Annotated in this window: 12 protein-coding genes; 3 read left to right on the top strand and 9 right to left on the bottom strand. The window is 68.5% G+C overall.

Features of this window, described 5'->3' with window-relative positions; all coding sequences use genetic code 11:
- Positions 1 to 107: 107 nt before the first annotated feature.
- From LOY33_RS14415 to LOY33_RS14375, 9 genes are all read right to left on the bottom strand, one after another.
- A complete protein-coding gene (locus tag LOY33_RS14415; protein ID WP_054915374.1) occupies positions 108 to 1,160 on the bottom strand; it encodes a lipopolysaccharide assembly protein LapB in 1,053 nt (350 codons plus the stop codon).
- Positions 1,161 to 1,273: 113 nt separating this feature from the next.
- The gene (locus LOY33_RS14410) at positions 1,274 to 2,848 is read right to left on the bottom strand and encodes a methyl-accepting chemotaxis protein (protein WP_043862919.1); all 1,575 of its coding nucleotides are present in this window, start codon (positions 2,846 to 2,848) and stop codon (positions 1,274 to 1,276) included.
- A gap of 129 nt (positions 2,849 to 2,977) precedes the next feature.
- Entirely contained in the window at positions 2,978 to 5,437 is a 2,460-nt protein-coding gene (locus LOY33_RS14405; protein ID WP_258659100.1) for a TonB-dependent siderophore receptor, read from the bottom strand.
- Between the two features lie 60 nt (positions 5,438 to 5,497).
- Entirely contained in the window at positions 5,498 to 7,729 is a 2,232-nt protein-coding gene (locus LOY33_RS14400; RefSeq protein ID WP_258659098.1) for a TonB-dependent receptor, read from the bottom strand.
- A gap of 154 nt (positions 7,730 to 7,883) precedes the next feature.
- Positions 7,884 to 8,942, bottom strand: coding sequence for an ABC transporter substrate-binding protein (locus tag LOY33_RS14395; RefSeq protein ID WP_043862916.1), 1,059 nt, complete (start codon positions 8,940 to 8,942; stop codon positions 7,884 to 7,886).
- Positions 8,939 to 10,084, bottom strand: coding sequence for an LLM class flavin-dependent oxidoreductase (locus tag LOY33_RS14390; RefSeq protein WP_258659094.1), 1,146 nt, complete (start codon positions 10,082 to 10,084; stop codon positions 8,939 to 8,941). The genes LOY33_RS14395 and LOY33_RS14390 overlap by 4 nt, the downstream gene beginning before the upstream one ends.
- 183 nt (positions 10,085 to 10,267) lie before the next feature.
- The gene (locus LOY33_RS14385) at positions 10,268 to 12,091 is read right to left on the bottom strand and encodes an ABC transporter ATP-binding protein (RefSeq protein WP_054915370.1); all 1,824 of its coding nucleotides are present in this window, start codon (positions 12,089 to 12,091) and stop codon (positions 10,268 to 10,270) included.
- On the bottom strand, positions 12,084 to 13,862 hold the full coding sequence (locus tag LOY33_RS14380) for an ABC transporter ATP-binding protein (protein ID WP_229589247.1): 1,779 nt from the start codon (positions 13,860 to 13,862) through the stop codon (positions 12,084 to 12,086). Before LOY33_RS14380 ends, LOY33_RS14385 begins: the two co-directional genes overlap by 8 nt.
- A 55-nt stretch (positions 13,863 to 13,917) precedes the next feature.
- Positions 13,918 to 15,135: an acyl-CoA dehydrogenase family protein gene (locus LOY33_RS14375; RefSeq protein ID WP_258659090.1), complete on the bottom strand. Its 1,218-nt coding sequence runs from the start codon at positions 15,133 to 15,135 to the stop codon at positions 13,918 to 13,920.
- Between the two features lie 290 nt (positions 15,136 to 15,425).
- Between LOY33_RS14375 and LOY33_RS14370 the strand changes: the two genes are divergently transcribed.
- From LOY33_RS14370 to LOY33_RS14360, 3 genes are read left to right on the top strand one after another with little or no spacing between them, the layout of a single operon-like run.
- On the top strand, positions 15,426 to 16,481 hold the full coding sequence (locus LOY33_RS14370) for an ABC transporter substrate-binding protein (RefSeq protein ID WP_088515372.1): 1,056 nt from the start codon (positions 15,426 to 15,428) through the stop codon (positions 16,479 to 16,481).
- Between the two features lie 15 nt (positions 16,482 to 16,496).
- Positions 16,497 to 17,231: a class II aldolase/adducin family protein gene (locus tag LOY33_RS14365; protein ID WP_043860481.1), complete on the top strand. Its 735-nt coding sequence runs from the start codon at positions 16,497 to 16,499 to the stop codon at positions 17,229 to 17,231.
- Between the two features lie 10 nt (positions 17,232 to 17,241).
- Positions 17,242 to 18,417 carry an LLM class flavin-dependent oxidoreductase gene (locus LOY33_RS14360; protein WP_043860482.1) on the top strand — a complete coding sequence of 392 codons (1,176 nt, stop codon included), beginning with the start codon at positions 17,242 to 17,244 and terminating at the stop codon, positions 18,415 to 18,417.
- Positions 18,418 to 18,421: the final 4 nt, after the last annotated feature.

Here is an 18,421-nt window from a genome sequence, read left to right as displayed (position 1 = left end):
CTTTGATAACGCACAGCCAGGCGATTGCCTTTTTATCCATGCACTATCACTGGACACGCCACTTTCGGCGGGGTTCAAAACGCTTGCGGGAGCCCGGACGAGGGGCCTCAGAGGCCTTGCTGCACCAGCGGATCGTCCGGGTTCTGCTGCTCCAGCTGGGCCAGCAGCACCTGCACGTTCTGCAGCTGGCCGGTCTCTTTCCAGTAGCCGATCAGCAGCACCCGCGCCTTGCGGTTGGCCGGCTGGCGGGCGAGCAGGGTTTCGAGCTGCTTCTGCGCCACCTCGACCTGTTCCAGGCTGTGCAGGGTCAACGCCAGGGTATAGCGATACTCGGCGTTGTCCGGGTCCAGCGCCAGGGCCCGGTCGAACGCCAGCAGCGCGTATTCGTGCTGGTCGTGGCGCATCAGCCACAGGCCCAGCTCGTGTTGCAGAAAGGCCGAGTCGGGGTGGCGCTTGAGCGCCTGGGCCAGCAGCTCGCGGGAGGCATCGGCGTGGCCCTGGCTGTCGAGCAGGCGCACCTTGGCCGCCAGTGCCTCGAGGTCGTCGGGGGCCAGCGCCAGCGCTCGCTCCAGTGCCTGTGCCGCCTCGTCGTCATGGCCCTCGTGCACGTACAGCCGGGCCAGGTGCACCTGGGCGGCGGCATCGTCGAGCTGCTTGAGCAAGGCCTGCTGGTACTGCTCCAGTGCCTGCTGCAGCGGGCCGTAGTACAGGCCGACATCGTCCGGGCCCAGCCCCAGCAGCGCATCGACCGCGGCAAAGCGCACGCTCTGCTCGGGGTCTTCGAGCATCGGCCCCAGCAGCACGCTGCGCTGCGGCGCCGGCACCAGCGCACTGATGCTGGCGATCGCCGCGCGGCGCACCAGCGGGTCGTCGTGGCTCAGGTCCTGGTCGGCCAGCTTCAGCGCCAGCGGCGAAGGGTAGTTGGGCAGCTCGGCATGCAGGCTGGCGCGGCGAATGCCCGACAGGTCGGCGCGCGCCAGTTGCTGGTACAGCACCCGCGCCGCCCCCGGCTGCCCTTCATGGGCCATGGTCAGCGCCTTGGTGTAGCCATGGCTGGGGGCCGGCGCGGGGGCCGGGGCGTCACCCAGCCAGCCGTAGCCCAGCCCGATGACGAGCAGCACGAGCAGGCTGAGCAGGGTATAGAGGCGCGGTTTTGACATGCGGCATCCGGGCAGGCGGGGTGGGGCAAGCTTGGGTCAGCCAGGAAACGGAGTCAATCCGTTTTCCCCCTTCACCTGCCCGCGCCCTGCGCCGCAGCCCGTGCCGCGAGCCGTCAGGTGCGAAAATGCACCACCAGGCTCTGCAGGTCGCTGCCCAGGCGCGCCAGTTCGACGCTGGAGCTGGCGATCTCGCTGCTGGCCAGTGCCGACTGGTCGGCGGTTTCGCGCACATGCAGCACGTTGCGGGTGATTTCCTCGACCACCGTGGTCTGTTCTTCGGCGGCGCTGGCGATGCGCAGGCTCATCTGCTGGATGTCCGAGACCTGCCGGGTGATCGCCGCCAGCGCATCGCCGGTGTTGCGCACCCCGGTCACGGTCGACTGGGTCTGCTCCACGCTGGACTGCATGATCTGCGTACTCTCGTTGGCAATGCGCTGCAACTCGCCGATCAGGTGCTCGATCTCCTCGGAAGACTGCTGGGTACGCTGGGCCAGGCTGCGCACCTCGTCGGCCACCACTGCGAAGCCGCGCCCGGCCTCGCCGGCACGTGCCGCCTCGATGGCGGCATTGAGCGCCAGCAGGTTGGTCTGCCCGGCCACGGCCTTGATCACCCCGAGCACGCTGGCGATACGGTCGATTTCCTGGTGCAGGCGGCTCATCGACTCGGCCGACACCCCGACCTCGCCGGCCAGCGCCTCGATCTGCACGATGGCATTGCGCGAGATGCCCGAGGCGCCGCTGGCTTCCTCGTCGGCCTGGCGGGCCGCCTGGGCCGCGTCTTCGGAGTTGCGCGCCACGGCCTGCACCATCGAGGTCATCTGGTTCATGGCGGTGGCGACCCGGTCGGTGTCGCTGCGCTGGCTGTCGGTGCCGGCCTGGGTCTGGGTGGTGATGGTGGCCAGCTGGCTGGCCGATACCGCCAGTTGCGAGGAGCCGTGACCAATGCGCGTGATCACCTCGCGCAGACGCTGGCTCATGTCGCCGATGGCGCGCAGCAGCTGGCCCAGTTCGTCACGCCGATGGCTGTCCAGCTGCACGGTGAGGTCGCCGTGGGCGATGCGCTCGGCCGCCTCCAGGCTCTGGCGTAGCGGGCGCACGATCTGCCGGCCGATCAGCCAGGCGATCAGGGTGCCCAGCACCAGGGTCGCGACGGTCACGCCCAGCAGAATCGAGACCACCGTGGCCACGCTGGCGGCAGCGCGCTCCTCTTCCTTCTTGTACAGCACGTTGATGCTGCCCTGCAGGTCGGCCAGCAGGGCATTGGCCTGCACCACCCGGGCGCTGTCGGGCGGGTCCAGGGCCAGGGCGGCCTGGTGGGTGGTGATGTAGCCCTGCAGGCCGTCGGCCAGTTGCTGCACGGTCTGCAGGTCTTCGGCGGGCCAGGCGCCGCGCTGCACGTCCTCGAGCACCGCGTTCAGTGCGCTGTGCAAGGCCTGCTGGTGGGTCTGGTGGGTGTCCAGGTGGGCGGCCTGGGGCGCCAGCGCGTACTGGTAGTTGGCCTCGCGGGCAAACACCGTTTCGTCGAACAGGGTGCTCAGTCGGTTGATCCGCTCGAACGAGGTCTTGTCGTTGTGCAACCCCTTGAGGCCGGTGGCGGCCAACCACACCGCCAGGGCCAGCATCAGCCCGAAGCCCAGTGCCAGTTTGCGGGTGACGGTGAGGTTTTCCAGTGAAAGTACGCGCAGCATGAACGCTCCTTAGAGTGGGGGGAACGTGGTTCCCGCCACACTATAGAAGCGCTGTCGCAGTGGATGAAGGCTAAGTGCCATACATCACGCCAAACGTTGATCCAGCTCAATTTTATTGTCGGACAAAACTCAGAAGTCGTAACTCAGGCTGGTGTAGTAGAACGCGCCCTGGGCGCCCTCGGGCGAGGTGATCGAGTACTTCTGCACCCCGTACAGGGTCTGGCCTTCGAGTTTGTCGGGGTGGCTGTCGAACAGGTTGACCGCACCCACCGAGACCTTCAGCCCCTGGTCGAAGCGGTAGCTCAGGTCCAGGTCGGTGATCCACTGCGCGCTGAAGGTCTGGTCCAGGTCGGGGTTGCTGGCATTGAGGCTCTGCCATTCACCGTAGCGGCGCTGGGTCAGGGTCACGCCCCAGTTCTGGTACAGCCAATTGGCGCTGAGGGTCAGCTTGGTGTCGGGGGTGCCGTGCTCGATCAGGCCCTGGGTGGCGCGCCCGACGATCTGGTTGCCGGCAATGCCGCCGGCATCGCGCAGTTCGGTGATGCGCGTGCGGGTCTTGGCGAAGCCGGCGTTCAGGTCCAGCCGGCCGTACTGCGCCAGGTCCCACTGGTACTGGCCGGCCAGCTCGATGCCGTCGGTGCGGGTGTCGGCAATGTTGGTATAGAACGCCGCACTCTGGATGTTGGCATACGGCGTACCGGCGAAGATCGGCCCCACCACGCTGGCCGGCAACTGGTCGGACAGGGTGATGCGGTTGTCGATGTCGATGCGGTAGGCGTCCACAGTCACCGAGGCGTTGGCCAGCGGGCGCCACACCAGGCCCAGGGAGTAGTTGGTCGACTCTTCGGGCTTGAGCGCGCGCCCGCCCAGCAGCGCGGCCTCGGGGCTGTCGGCACGCAGGGTGCGCTGCTGCACCTCGACCCAGTTGCCGCTGCCAGGTGGCTGCTCCACCACCTGCACGCTGAACGAGGACAGCCCGCTCTGCACCAGCGAGGGGGCGCGGTAGCCGGTGCTGAGGCTGCCGCGTGCGGCGATCTGCGGGGTGAAGTCGTAGCGCAGCGACAGCTTGCCGTTGGTGGTGTCGCCAAAGTCCGAGTAATGCTCCGAGCGCAGCGCCACGCCGGCCTGGAACTTGTCGGTGAGCTGCCCTTCGAGGTCGACATAGGCGCCGAACACCTTGCGCTCCAGCGACGCGGCATCGACGTTGGTGATGCCCGAGTAGTAACCGGGGATCGGCCGCCCGCTGACCGGGTCCAGGCTGCCGAACAGCGGCCCGTTCTGCCAGCCGGCCGCCTCGCCGGCGCCCAGGTGGTAGTTCTCCTTGCGCCAGGCCAGGCCCGCCGACAGGGTCAGCGGCCTGGCCAGCAGGTCGGTGGGGAAGTCGCGCACCCAGTCCAGGGTCAGGTTGGTCTGTTGGTTCTCGCGCTCGCCGGTGTAGATGCTCGACGGGCTGGCGGTGCCCCAGCTGGGGTTGATGGCGTTGCGGTCGGTGGACTTCAACGTGTCGTTGCCGTAGTTGGCAGCCAGGTCGAACGTGCCCAGGGTTTCGTCCTCCCAGCGCAGGCCGCCGGTCACGGCATAGTCTTGCAGGTTGTAGCGGGTGACCGGCAGGCGCCCGTCCGGGTAGCGGCGCAGCGCATCGCTGCCGTAGTTGCGGGCCAGGGTAGTGGGCGGGTCGAAGAAGCCGTCGGCGTCGGTGTTCTTGTGCGCATAGGTGGCAAAGCCATAGGCGGTCAGCCCTTCGCCCAGGCCGATTTCGCTGTTGGCCACCAGGTTGTACTGGTCCGAGACATTGCCCGAGCCCCAGCGCCAGGTGCGGTAGCGGTTGTTCTGCTCGCGCGGGGTATCGGTGCTGGTGCTGCCGGGGTAGAAGATCCGGTTGTCGGGGTTGGTGTCGCTGGCCGGGTCCTGGCTGCCGGCATCGAAGCTCAGGGTCAGGAAGCCATCGTTGGGCAGGGCCAGGCCCTTCCAGCCGCTGAGCTTGCGCTGCAGGCCGTCGCCCTTGTCGTAGCCGCCGAAGCGATAGCCCACGTTGCCGCCGTCGTCGTTCTCCTTGAGCACGATGTTGATCACCCCGGCGATGGCGTCCGAGCCGTACTGGGCGGCGGCGCCGTCGCGCAGGATCTCCACCCGCGACACCGCGCTGAGCGGGATCAGGCTCAGGTCCACGGCCGCTGCGCCACGCCCGTTGGCCAGGCCCTGGCGGGTCACGTTGGCGCTGGTATGGCGGCGCTTGCCGTTGACCAGCACCAGCACCTGGTCCGACGCCAGGCCGCGCAGCGAGGCGCCCTGGGCGATGGAGCCGGCGAACGCGCCCTGGGGCGACTGCGGGAAGCTGAACGAGGGCGACAGGGCGGTCAGCGCACCGGACAGGTCGCTGGCGCCGGTGTCCTGCAGTTTCTCGGCGCTCAGCACATCCACCGGGGCTGCGCTTTGCAGCGCGGTGACGTCGCTGCGGCGGGTGCCGACCACGACCACGGTATCGAGCTTGTCATCCGCGCCGGGTGCGGCCTGGGCAGAGCATTCGGGCACGGCAACGCTGCCGATGACCAGCGCGATGGCGCCGGCCAAGGGGGTGGGACGCAACATGGGGTGTACTCCTTGCAAGGCAGTTGAAGTGCGCCGGCAGCCTGCCGCCAGCGCGGTCGATCAGAATCGGCTGGTGACGCTTAGGCCGACCGTGCGCGGGTCGCCGTAGGTCAGCACGTACTGGCCCTGGGGGCCGTTGGGCCGGCCGTGCACCTGGTAGCGGCGGTCGGTGAGGTTGTTGACGAAGCCGGTCACGCTGAGCTTTTCATCCGCGCTGAACCAGGTCAGGCGGCTGTTGGCCAGGGTGTAGTGGGGCTGGCTGAGGGTCGGCTCGGCGCTGCTCTGGCGGTTGGCCAGAAAGTACTCCTTGTCGCGAAAACTCACGTCGGCGCCGGCCACCAGCTTGCCGCCGATCGCCAGCGGGATGGTGTAGTCGGCGCCCAGCGACACCACGTTGCGCGGCGAGCGCACGAAGCTGTTGCCGCTGTAGTCGGCGGTCACCTCGCCGGTGGTGGGGTTGACGTTCTTGAAGTCGGTGTACTCGGTGTCCAGGAACGACACCGCCGCGCGCAGGTGCAGGTAGTCGGTGGGCTGGCCCTCGATCTCCAGCTCCGCGCCCTTGACCTTGCCCTTGGCACCGTTGGTGAGCGCGGTGGTGAGCACGCCGCTGTTGACCGTCAGCAGGTTGACCTGGATGTCCTGGTAGTCGTAGTAGAACAGGTTGGCGTTGACCGTCAGGCGGTGGTCGAACCACTCCGATTTCAGGCCCAGCTCGTAGGCATCGAGCTGTTCCGGGTCGACCGTGGTCAGCTGCGCCAGGTTGCTCGACAGGCCGGTGTTGAAGCCGCCGGAGCGAAAGCCGTGGGCATAGCGAAAGAACACCCGCAGGTTGTCGTTGATGCGGTACTCGGGCGTCACATCGTAGGTCCAGGCGTCCCAGCGCTTGCTCTCGTCGCGGTTGCCGTTGGCACCCGCAGCGCCCAGCGGCACCAGCGGGCCGTTGGCGCTGGTGCGGGTGAGCTGGGCCAGGTCCAGGTCGATGCTCTTTTTCTCGGTGGTCCAGCGCAGCCCGCCGGTCACGGTGAAGTTGTCGCTCAGGTCATAGGCCAGGTTGCCGAACAGCGCGTAGCTGTCGGTCTTGTGGGTGTAGTCGAGGCTGCTCAGGTCGACCCCGCCGATCTGGTTGGAGCCGGTGCCGTTGGGCGTCGGGCCCGGGGTCACGAAACGCCGGTCGGTGCTGTCGAGGGTTTCGTGAAAGTAATGGGTGCCGAGCATCCAGCGCAGGGTTTCCTGCTGCGGGGAGGCCAGGCGAAATTCCTGCGAGTACTGGTCGTAGCGGTTGTCGGTGTCGCTCGCGCCGTTGACCTCGTAGGGGGTGTAGTCGGCGTCGGTCAGCGACTGCTGGCGGATAGAGTCGTAGGCGGTGATGGAGGTCAGCCGGTAGTCGCCGATGTCCCAGTTCAGGGTCAGCGAGGTGCCGTCGTGGTCGAGTTTGGAGTGCTCGTCCACGTTCAGCTCGATGCGCCGCCCCTGGGGGCGCTGGTAGCCGACGTTGTAATAGGTGCCCAGCGGCAGCGAACCGCTGCTGCCATCGCCCTTGAACTGGCGCCCGTGGAGCTTCCACAGCGCCTCCAGGTCCGGGTTGAGCCTGGCCAGGAACTGCACGCGCACGGCCTTCTTGTTGACGTCACCATAGGTCTGGTCGTTGGTCAGGTTGTGGGTGAAGCCGTCGCGCTCCTCGGAATACAGCGACACCCGGCCGGCCAGGCGTTCGTCCACCAGGGTGCCGCCCAGGGCGCCGTTGAGGATGCGTTCGTTCTTGCTGCCAAAGCCGATGGTGCCGAAGCCGTCGGTGTCGAAGGTGGGCTTTTTCGAGATCACGTTGACTGCCCCCGCCGTGGTGTTCTTGCCGTACAGGGTGCCCTGAGGGCCGCGCAGCACCTCGATGCGCTCCAGGTCGAACAGCGGGCCGCCGCCGGCGACGGGGGCGTTGAGGTAGACGTCGTCGGCATAGATGCCCACCGGGTAGACCGTGGCGGCGCCGGTGTCGCCGGTGCCCAGGCCGCGGATGTACCAGCGCGGGCGGCCATCGCCATCGGGGTTCTTGGCCGAGGCGTTGGGGATGAAGGTGGTGATGTCGCCCATGGTGCGCACGCCGTCGGCGGTGATACTGGTGCCCTGGACCGCGCTGACCGCCACCGGCACTTCCTGCAGGGTTTCTTCGCGGTGTTGTGCGGTGACGGTGACGGTCTTGAGTGCCGGCGTGGTGCTGTCGTCGGCGTGGGCGGTGCTGGTGCCTGCGAGCAGCAGGCCCAGGCCGATGCCCCTGGCCAGTGGATGAAGCTGATGCATGGTGTGGCTCCCCGAGTGTGGCTGATACGGGGCTAGAGCAGGGTTTGTGCCATGTTTGCAAGCTGTTGATTTACATGGGTTTTATCGGGTGTTTCTGGGTGGGTTGCTAGCGGTGCAGCAGGGGGCTGTGGAATGCCTGCTGCTGCAGCAGCAATCAGGTGGCCACCCGCGACGTCGACCCGATCACCGCCTCCAGCACACTGAAATCGATCCAGTCGCGCACATCGAAGCGCCGCGCAATGAAATGCCACCGATGCAGAAAATCGGTGAAATCCTGCAGCGCCTCGATCGAGCGACTGTCCAGCGTGGTGCGCAGGCGTCGGTGCGCGTCCTCGCCATACGCCGCCGCCACCCAGTACTCGCTGGTGTTGAGCTCGCGCGCCAGGTAGCGTCGGGTTTCATCGGGGTTGGCCCAGGCCCACTGCTCGGTACGCAGCACCACGTCGACGATGCGCGTGCACGCGCCGAAATGCTGTTGCAGCAGGTTCAGGTCAACAGTCAGGGTGCGCGGCGTGCCGTTGTTGGAACGGATCAGCGGGTCGGGGTGCGAGCCGGTGTCGATCACCACCCGCAGGCCGAACTCGTGGGCCAGTTGCAAGGCCGAGGCCCCCTTGAGGAAGATCGCGTCGATGTCGCCGCGCAGCAACCCGATCAGTTCGTTGTTGCGCCGGCTCACCCGGTTCATGCCCAGGGTCACCGTGGCGCCATGCACATGGGTGACCTGCTCGTCGCTGTGGGTGCCGCCGTAGGGGTAGTCCACCAGCTCAACATCGGCCACGTCCAGGCCTTCGAGCCTGAGCGCGTTTTCCAGCCCGCGCAGGGCCTGGGCGCGGGTGAAGTCGATCTGCACGTTGGCCCACTTGGGCAGGCCGAAGCGGCGGTTCTTGAGGTCGCGCACGCTTTTCACGCCGCTGTCCTCGGTGGTCAGGATCAACTGCACCTCATCGGCCCAGCTCAGCCCCAGCACGCGGGTCTGCACGCCGCTGGCGTAGGCCCAGATCGCCGGAATGTTGCCGCCGTGGCGCACCGAGTTGGGCAGGTGATGGTCGTAGTGGGCTTCGCGCACTTCGCGCTCGCTGGACTCGCGCAGCGACTGGATCGAGGTGCCCAGCGGCTGGAACGCCTCGGCCAGGCGCCCGGTCTGCACGGCGATGCCAAGGCCGGTCGGCACCGGGCTGTGGGTGTACCAGAGGGTATCGAGAGGGGTGGTCATAGGGGCATCGGGTCCTTGATGGGTTGTTGTTGCACCAGCGGCAGCACTTCCTGGCCGATGCGCAGGGCTTCTTCCAGGTGCGGGTTGCCGGCCAGGATGAAGGTCGAGAAGCCGGCGTCGCGGTACTCGGCCAGGCGTTCGGCGATGTTCTGGTGGCTGCCCACCAGGCCCACGGTGGGGCCGGGCTTGGCCTTGGCGAAACCGGCCCACAGGTTTGGCCCAAGAATCAGGTCGTCGAAGCGCTGGATGTTCTGGTGATAGGCGCTCTGGCGGGCGCCGCCGACCGAGTCGCTGGCAGTGCTGAAGGTGCTGGAGAGGGCGCTGGGCCTGCCGTCGAGCTTGTCGAACTGGCGGCGCAGGTCGCGCCAGGCGGCCTCTTCGGTTTCGCGGGCGAACAGGTCCACGCGCAGGCCGAAGCGCACCGTGCGGCCCTGCCTGTCGGCCAGCTCGCGCACGCGCTCGATGTGCGGCCTGAGCTGCTCGATCGGCTCGGCCCAGTTCAGGTACACGTCGGCGTGGCGTGCAGCCACGTCCAGGGCCGGGTCGGAGAAACCGGAGAAGTACACCCCCGGCTTGCGCACATGGGCCAGGTGCTCGGGCAGGGCGCCGTTGTCCAGTTGATAGACCTCGCCCTGATAGCTGAAGTGCTCGTTGCGCCACAGGCCGTCGATGATGTCGAGAAATTCGCCGGTGCGCCGGTAGCGCTGGTCGTGGTCGAGAAAGTCGCCCTGGGCGCGCTGGCTGGCGGGGTTGCCGCCGGTGATGATGTTCCAGTCCAGGCGGTCGTGGCTCAGGTGCTGCAGGATGGCGGCCTGCTGTGCGGCATAGGCGGGCAGGGTCCAGGCGGCCTGGAAGGCGATCAGAAAGCGCAGGCGGCGGGTTTCGCGGGCCAGTGCGGCGGCCACGATCCAGGGTTCGGGGCCGGTGGGCAGCAGGGCGCCTTCGAAGCCGGCCAGTTCGGCGGCCTTGGCCACCTGGGCGATGTAGTCGATATAGGTGAAGCCGTCGGGGCGGCCGTCTGCCAGCCGGCCGGGTGCGATATGGCCGTGCTGGTGGCTGAAGCTGCCACGATTGTGCCGGTCGGTGCTCAATTGCGGCCCGTCGGTGCCCAGGGGTAGGCGCCAGAAGAATTCGGTGCTCATGGCTGTTCCTCGGTGAATGTGCCAGAGGTGGTGCAACCGTCATGCCACGCGGTGCGGGCCCGATTTTGCGGGGGGTGGGCGACTGCACTGCTGCCAGGGCAGCAGTGCAGCAGCAGTGGGTGCGGCGGTTGCAGCACCAGAGCAATGCCCCCCTGTGGGAGCGGGCTTGACCCGCGATTGGCCCTAACCGGCCCGCGCATAGCTGCGATGCAGCGCCGCATACGCCCCACCCCTGGCCAGCAACTGCGCATGCGGCCCTTGCTCCACCAGGCGGCCCTGGCCGATCACCACGATGCGGTCCGCCTCGCGAATGGTCGCCAGCCGATGCGCGATGATGATCGCCGTGCGCCCCTCGCACAGCCGACGCAACGCCCGCTGGATACGCCGCTCGGTATGCACGTCCACCGCCGAGGTGGCTTCGTCCAGCACCAGCACCGCGGGGTCTGCCAGGTACGCCCGCACCAGGCACACCAGCTGACGCTGCCCATGGCTCAGGTGCGCGCCCAGCGCCCCCACCTGGGTCGCGTACTGGTGCGGCAGGCGCTCCAGCACTTCATCGGCGCCCAGCTCGCGGGCCGCCGCGATCAGCGTCGCATCGTCCGCCCCCGGTGCTGCCAGGCGCAGGTTGTCGAGGATGCTGCCGGCAAACAGCACGTTGTCCTGCAGCACCACACCCACGTGCCGGCGCAACTGCTGCTGGCTCAACTGGCGAACATCGATGCCATCGAGCTTCACCGCGCCGCCGTCCACGTCATAGAAGCGCGTGAGCAACTGCACCAGCGTGCTCTTGCCATGCCCCGACGGCCCGACCAATGCCAGCACCTCGCCCGCCCGTATGTGCAGGTCCAGCCCGTCGATCACCGGCGTTGGCGCCTGACGCTCATAGGCAAAGCGCACCTGCTCGAAGCGCACCTCGCCACGCGCCCTGGGCAACGCCACGGGCACCTGCGGGTCGAGAATCTGCGGCGCGGTGTCCAGCAGCAGAAAGATCCGCTGCGCCGAAGCCGAACCGGTGGCATAGCGCTCGAACAGGTCGGTCAGCTCCTGCAACGGCCCCAGAAACAGCATCACGTAGAACAGGCTTTCACCCACCTGGCCTACCGTCACCGAACCCTCGGCCAGCCCGTAGCCACCCACCAGCACCAGCACCGCCATGCCCATCGCGGCCAGCAGCGCGGTGAACGGCGCGAACCAGCCCGAGCGCAGGCTGCCCAGAATCAGCGCGCGGTTGAAGTCGTCCAGCAGGCCCTGGTAACGCTGCAGGTTGGTCTGCTGCCGGCCGGTCTGCTGCAGCAGGCGCACGCCGCTGACGCTCTCCACCAGGTGGGCGGTGAAGCGGCTGCGGTTTTCCGCGACCTTCGCCCAGTTGCGCTGGGCGATACGCTTGAAGCCCCAGGTGGCGAGCAGCAGCAACGGCACGCTGCCGATCAGGCTGAAGAAGAACAGCGGCTCGATCAGCCACAGCATCACCGCCGCCAGGCTGCAGCGCAGCAGGGCGCCGAGCAGCTCGGGCGGGCCCTGGATCAGCAGCGGCTCAAGCGCGTCCACGTCGCGGTCGGCCCGCGAAATGATGCGCCCGGCGCGGGTGCGGTCGAAGTAGCCCACGCTCAGCGCCTGCACGTGCGCAAACACCCGCACGCGCAGGTCGTTGAGCACGCTGATCGCGGCGCTGCCGGCGATGTACTGCGACAGCCCCGCCAGCACGAAGCGCCCCAGCCAGCTTGCCGCCAGGCCCGCGCCCAGCCACAGCACCAGCGGCGGGTCCAGCAGCCAGGCGTTGCCGTCATGGATCAGCCCGTGATCGAGCAGCTCGCGCACGAACCACGGGCGCAGGAACACGGTGAACACCAGCACCAGCTCCAGGCCGATCACCCAGCCGATCTGCCGGCGCACCGGGCGCAGCAGCGGCAGCAGGCGCCGGAACATGCTGCGGTCCAGGGCCTTTCTTGCCAGCAATTCTTCTATCTCGATATCGCTCAGGGCAGTGCCCGCTTGCGGCTTAGCCATGCTCGATCCCCAGCAGTTCACGGTAGGTCGGGTTGCGGTGCAGCAGCTGCGCATGGCTGCCGCTGTCGGCAATGCCGGTACTGCTCAGCAGCAGCACGCGGTCGGCCAGTTGCACGGTGCTCAGCTTGCTGGCGATCAGCAGCAGGGTCGGTGCATGCCCATCGCTGCGGCGCTGGCGCAGGGTGTCGAGCACACGCTGCTCGCTGATCGCGTCCAGCGCGCTGGTGGCGTCGTCCAGGCACAGGATGTCGGGGGCCGCCAGCAGGGCGCGGGCCAGGCACAGGCGCTGGCGCTGGCCGCCCGAGAGGGTCACGCCACGGTCGCCCAGCGGCGTGTCCAGGCCCTGGGGCAGGCGCGCCAGCACGTCCTCGGCGCTGGCCTGGCGCAGTGCATCGAGCAGTTGCGCGTCGCTGGCCGTGGGCGCACCCAGGCGCAGGTTGGCAGCCAGGCTGTCGGCGAACAGAAAGCTCTCCTGGGGCAGCACATGCACGCGCCGGCGCAGTTCATCCAGCGCCAGGGTGCGCACGTCGTGCCAGCCCCGTGCAGCGCTGCCCAGCAGCACGCGGCCCTGGTCGGCCTCGGTCAGGCGCGGCAGCAGGCTGGCCAGCAGGCTCTTGCCGGTGCCCGTGGCGCCCACCAGCGCGACCACCTCGCCGGGTTCTATCTGCAACGAGCACTGGCTGAGCACCGCCTGCCCACCGCCGGGCGCTGCCACGCCGACAGCCTCCAGCTTCAGGCCCAGCGGCCCCGGGGGCAGCGACTGCTGACCGCTGACGATGTGTACCGGCGCATCGAGCAACTGCCAGATACGCTCGGCCGAGGCGCGCGCGTCGGCGAAGGTCTGCATCACCCGGCCGATGCCTTCGATGCGAAACACCAGGGTGGTGGCGATCAGCAGCGAGGTCACCAGCTCGCCGATGCCGATGCGCCCCTGGGCCACCAGCTGCGCACCGACCACCAGGATCCACACATGCCCCAGCGCCACCACCGCCTGCGGCAGCGGTATGCGCGAGCTGGCGTAGGCCAGCGCCTGGCGTGCATGCCCGGCAAACACCTGCACCTGCGCTGCAAAGCCCTGGATGCGCTGGGCCTGCAGGCCGAACGACTTGATCACCCGTACCGCGCCGATGCCTTCGGCCAGGTCCTGGTTGACCCGGTCGTAGGCGGCGCCCACGGCACGGTCCAGTGCCACCAGGCGCTCGGTCTGGTGCACGAAGATGCCCAGCCCGAGCACGGTCAGCAGCAGCGGCCCCAGGGCCAGCCACGGGTCGTACCAGGCCAGCAGGCCGACGGTGGCCAGCACCACCAACGGGGTTTCCACCAGTTGGCGCCAGAAGCTGATCAGCGCATCGCGCACCTTGTCCGCATCGCGGGTGGTGCGGGTGACCATCTCGCCCATGCCGTGCTGCCAGTGGTAGCCCAGGTGCAGGGCCTGCACCTGGGCCAGCAGGCGCTCGCGCAGGCGCGTGAGCAGCGCTTGGCCGAGCACCAGCGAGCCGATGGCCGCGGCGTACTGCAACACCGCGCGGCCCAGCGCCACCGCGCCTATCAGCCAGAACCAGTGCCAGGCCAGGCGTGCATCCAGGCTGCCATCGGCCAGGCGCACCACGGCGGCGCCGGCACTCACGTCGTTCAGCGCATGGCCGATCAGCCATTGCTGCCAGACCAGCCCCAGGTTGATGAAAACGAACAGCCCGGCGACCAGGGCGAAACGCCAGGGCATTTCGCGGTAGATCGCCAGGCTGCGCAGCAGCGGGTGTCGAGGGCTCATGGAAAACTCGAGGCAAAGGGGAAAGCAGGCGCAGGGCAGGCCCCGCGCCCGGTGTTCAGCGGCTGGCGCCCGCGCTCTGCCTGGCGGCGAGAATGGCGGTGTATTCGCCCGGGTCGATGCCGTTGAGGTAGTAGTTGCCCACGTGGTGCAGGCGCCAGCGGATCGGGTCGTGGGTGGTGTGCACCCGCGCATTGCGCCAGAAGCGGTCCAGGTTCCATTTGCTCAGCGAGGCGCTGGCCCCCAGCAGCGAGAAGATATCGCTGGAGATCTTCAGCGAGGCGGCATCCGAGTGCGCCCGCGCGGTGGCTACCGAGAGAATCAGCTCGTCCTGCAGGGCCTTGTCGTCGGGGGCCAGCTCGTGCGCGTCGAAGGTCCGTGCGGCATCGCGCAGCAGCGATTCGGCGGCGCGCAGGGCCACGGCGTATTCACCGATCTGGCGGATGATGTGCGGCTCTTCGCTGGCGCGCTCCACCTCGCTCTCCACCCACGGGCGCGCGTGCTGGTTGAGGTAGTCGATGCCGGCCTGCAGGGCGCCGGCGGCGATGCCGGTGTCGATGGCCGCGTGCAGTATCTGCGGGAAGGTCAGCCCGGTGCGCTTCATCGGGCCCTGGCGGCGCAGCACATAGCGCTCGTCCAGCTCGATGTTGTCGAACTGCACCGTGCCGCTCACCGAGTTGTTCTGGCCGAATGCGTCCCAGTCGTCGAGCAGGGTCAGGCCCGGCGTGTCGCGGTGCAGCAGCACCCCGGCGCCGCCGTCGTCGCTGGCGGCGGTCAGCGAGATCCATTCGGCCAGGTACGAGCCGGTGGAGTAGAACTTGCTGCCGTTGAGCACCAGCTTGCCGTCATCGCGGCGCTCGATGCGGGTTTTGAGGGCGAACTTGTTCTTGCCGCCGACCTCGGCCAGGGCGTTGCCCAGGCGTTTGCCGGCCAGCAGGTCGGCGATCAGGCGCTCGCGCACTTCATCCGGGTAGCCGCTGAGCACACCGCGCAGCATCACGTTGTGAATCTGCAGCAGTTGCCCGACACCGCCGTCGGCGGCGGACACGATGCGCACGGTCTCGACGATGGTCTGTACCGAAGCGCCCAGCCCGCCGAACTGCGCGGGCACGCCGATGGCGGTCAGGCCGCTGTCGGACAGCAGCTGGGCCTGGCGACGCGGCAACTGGCGGTTGTTGTGCCGGTCGCGGGCCAGCTCGGCGATCTGGCCGGCGATTTCATGGGCGGCGGCGATGGCCTGGGCGGCGCTTTCCAGGCGGCGGGGCGGGGTACTCATGCGGGGGCTTCCTTGAATGAACAGGTTTCAGGCCCTTGAGCAGGTTCTGTGCCACACGCCGCAAAGCCTTGTGCCACAAGGACTGCGGCCAGGTAAGGGCGGCGGGGTGCTGCTGGGGCAGCAGCGGGGCGCCGATTGTTGCTCTGGCAGCAGCAGGGCAGCTGCAACACTGCTGCCAGGCCAGCACCCGGTGTTCAACAGGTCTTTAAAAAGCCAACAAAAACAATGAGTTGGTGAGTTGGCACGGGCGCTGCAATGGCATGGCTACCTTCGCTTGATGGAACATGCCCATGTCAATCGCCGCTACCTTGCCGTTGCCTGCCGCACCGGCCCTCGAACAGATCTGGTTCACCCGCTGCCCGGTGCCGACCGCCTCCGGCATCGCCTACACCCTGGGCTGGCTGGGCGAGGAATTCGCCGCCGACGGCCTGCCGGTGGAGACCCTGCAGGAGGCCCGCCAGCTCGGCCATCACCACTACGATCACCAGTTGCCCGGGCTGTTTCGCGAGGGCGGCAACGTGCCGGCCCTGGCCGCCCGCGCCGCCGGTTCGCCCAGCCGCCTGATCGGCCTGACCTGGATCGAGGAATGGCAGACCGTCCTGGTACGCCCCGACTCCGGCATCCGCAGCGCCCGGGACCTCAAGGGCAAGCGCCTGGCGCTGCCGGCCTGGGGCGACAACCGCCCGGGCAGCATCGCCCGCGCCATGAGCCTGCATGGCTACAAAGGCGCGCTGAGCCTGGCCGGCCTGAGCTTCGACGATGTCGAACTGGTGGAAGTGGCGCTGCACAACCAGGACGACGCCCTCACCCCCGAGCAGGGCCTGCAGCGCCTGTGGTCGGGGCTGGACTACCTGGCCCGTGGCGAGGTCGACGCGGTGTACGTCAAGGGCGCCGCCGCTGCCGATGCAGCGCGCCGCCTGGGCCTGGTGGTGGGCATCGACCTGGACCAGATCAGCGACCCGCGCTACCGCATCAACAACGGCACGCCACGGCCGATCACCGTGCACCAGAGCCTGCTGGACAACCACTTCGAGCTGGTGGTGCGCTTCCTCGCGCAGACCCTGCGCGCCGCCGACTGGGCCAGCCACAACCGCGAGGCACTGCTGCGCATCCTGCAGGACGAGACCCGCGCCGGCGCCCAGGGCGTGGACGAAGCCTACCGTGGCGACTTCCACACCACCCTGGCCCCGGACCTCTCGGCCCAGCGCCTGGGCTACCTGGACATCCAGAAGACCTTCCTCAACCTGCATGGCTTTCTCGAAGCCGATTTCAACCTGGCCGACTGGGTCGACCCGCGTCCACTGCAAGCTGCCCATCAACTGCTGGCCCGGCGCGCCCGCGCCTGAACCAAGGAGTCCGCCATGACCGTACTGACCACCGAGCACCTGATCGACGCCGACCTCAAGGCCTTCATCGAGCAGGTGCTGCACGAGGCCGAACAGGCCTTCACCGTGTTCCGCGAAACCAACACCATCACCGCCGCCGGCACCGTGGGCTTCATCGAGCGCGTACCGGGCCGCGAGCTGCTGGTGTCGGTCAACTACCCAGGCCCGTGGGACTACCGCAAGCCGCTGCAGGCCACGGTCAGCGACTTTGCCGGCAACCTGGTGCATGGCCAGGGCAAGGGCGGGCTGGGCCGCTACACCCGGCTGTTTCGCGAAGACGCCGGCATCACCACGGTGTCCCACGTGCACACCCCGTACCTGGGCGCCTGGGCGCAGACCCAGCGCAGCCTGCCGTTCCACTACGTGCCGGTGCAGCGCTACCAGCTGGCCCGCGAGCTGCCGGTGTACATCGACCGGCGCCAGGACGAGGTCGACTTCATTCTCGAGCGCCTGGCCGAGAACCCCTACACCCCGGCGATTCTCGAAGCCAACGGCGGTGCGACCGTGTGGGGGCGCCAGGGCCTGCGCGCCACCGCCGAATTCATCCTGCTGCTGGAGGAGGGCGCGCAACTGCAACTGCTGGCCGAGTCCATCGGCGGCTCGCGCCCCTACGGCCCCGGCGTGCTCACCCAGCAATGGAACATGAGCAAGCTGATCGACCGCGCCCACGCGCTGGGCCTGGTCCCGGCCATCGATCGCCCACGCGCCTGAGGAACCTGCCATGGCCATCAAGATCCTGTGGTACCTCACCAGCCCCGACGGCCCCTACCCGTGGGAGCCCCAGGGGCGCTGGAAAACCGATTTCGCCCACCTCAGGCAACTGGCGGTGGCCAGTGACCGCCTGGGGTTCTACGGCGCCCTGCTGGGTTCAAGCCCCAACGAGAGCCTGGCGGTGTCGGCGGCATTGATCGATGCCACCGAGCGCCTGCGCTTTCTGGTGGCGCAGCACCCGGGCGAGCTGTCGCCGGCGGTGCTGGCCAAGTGGGCGCTGACCTTCGACGAGTTCTCCAACGGCCGCCTGCTGTTCAACGTGGTCAATGGCAGCGACGCGGGCCTGGCCACCCTGGGTGTGCATTACCCGCACGATGAGCGCTACCAGTTCAGCCTGGAATACTGGCGCGCCTTCCAGCGCATCTATGCCGGCGACACCGCCGGTTTCGACGGCCAGTACGTGCAGCTCGCGCCACGCCCGGCTGCGGCGGCGCGCCATCCGCTGGGCGGCTGGCACCCGCCGCAGCGCCTGGCGGTACCCCTGTGGGGCGCCGGCACCTCGGACGTGGGCGTGGCGCATTCGGTGCAACTGCTGGACGTGTACCTGAGCTTTGCCGACACCCCGCCCAGGCTGGGCGACAAGTTCCGCCGCGTGGCCGCCGAAGCGGCGAAGATCGGCCGCGAACTGACCTACGGCACGCGCCTGCAGGTCATCGTGCGCGAGACCGAGGCCCAAGCCTGGGCGCATGCCGAGAATCTGCTGCAACAGACCTCCCTGGCCACCGCCCGCGCCGCCATCGAGCGCCGCCTGCCGCCGGGCCAGACCCTGGACACCTTCCACAGCGACAACCCGCAGGTGCAGCGCAACGTGCAGAGCATCCGCGACGGGCGCCTGCCCACTGCGCGCGAGCTTGAGATCTACCCCAACGTGTGGACCGGCCCCAGCCTGTTCGGCTTCGACATCCTCGGCCCGTCGTCCGGCACCTACCTGGTGGGCAGTGCCGAGCAGGTGGCCGAGCGCATTCGCGAGTACCAGCAGCAGGGCACCTCGGCGTTCATTCTCTCGGGCTTTCCGCTGATCGATGAAGCGCACCGGGTGGCCGACCTGCTGTTCCCGCTGCTGGAACTGGACCACGGGTTCGAGATCCCGCGCCTGGGTGCGCGCACCGCTGCCGAGCCGGCCTAAGGAG

It is taken from the genome of Pseudomonas sp. B21-036, from assembly GCF_024748925.1.
Lineage (GTDB): Bacteria > Pseudomonadota > Gammaproteobacteria > Pseudomonadales > Pseudomonadaceae > Aquipseudomonas > Aquipseudomonas palmensis.
The sequence above is the reverse complement of the archived record's forward strand: the minus strand, read 5'-3'. Positions and strand labels throughout refer to the sequence as shown.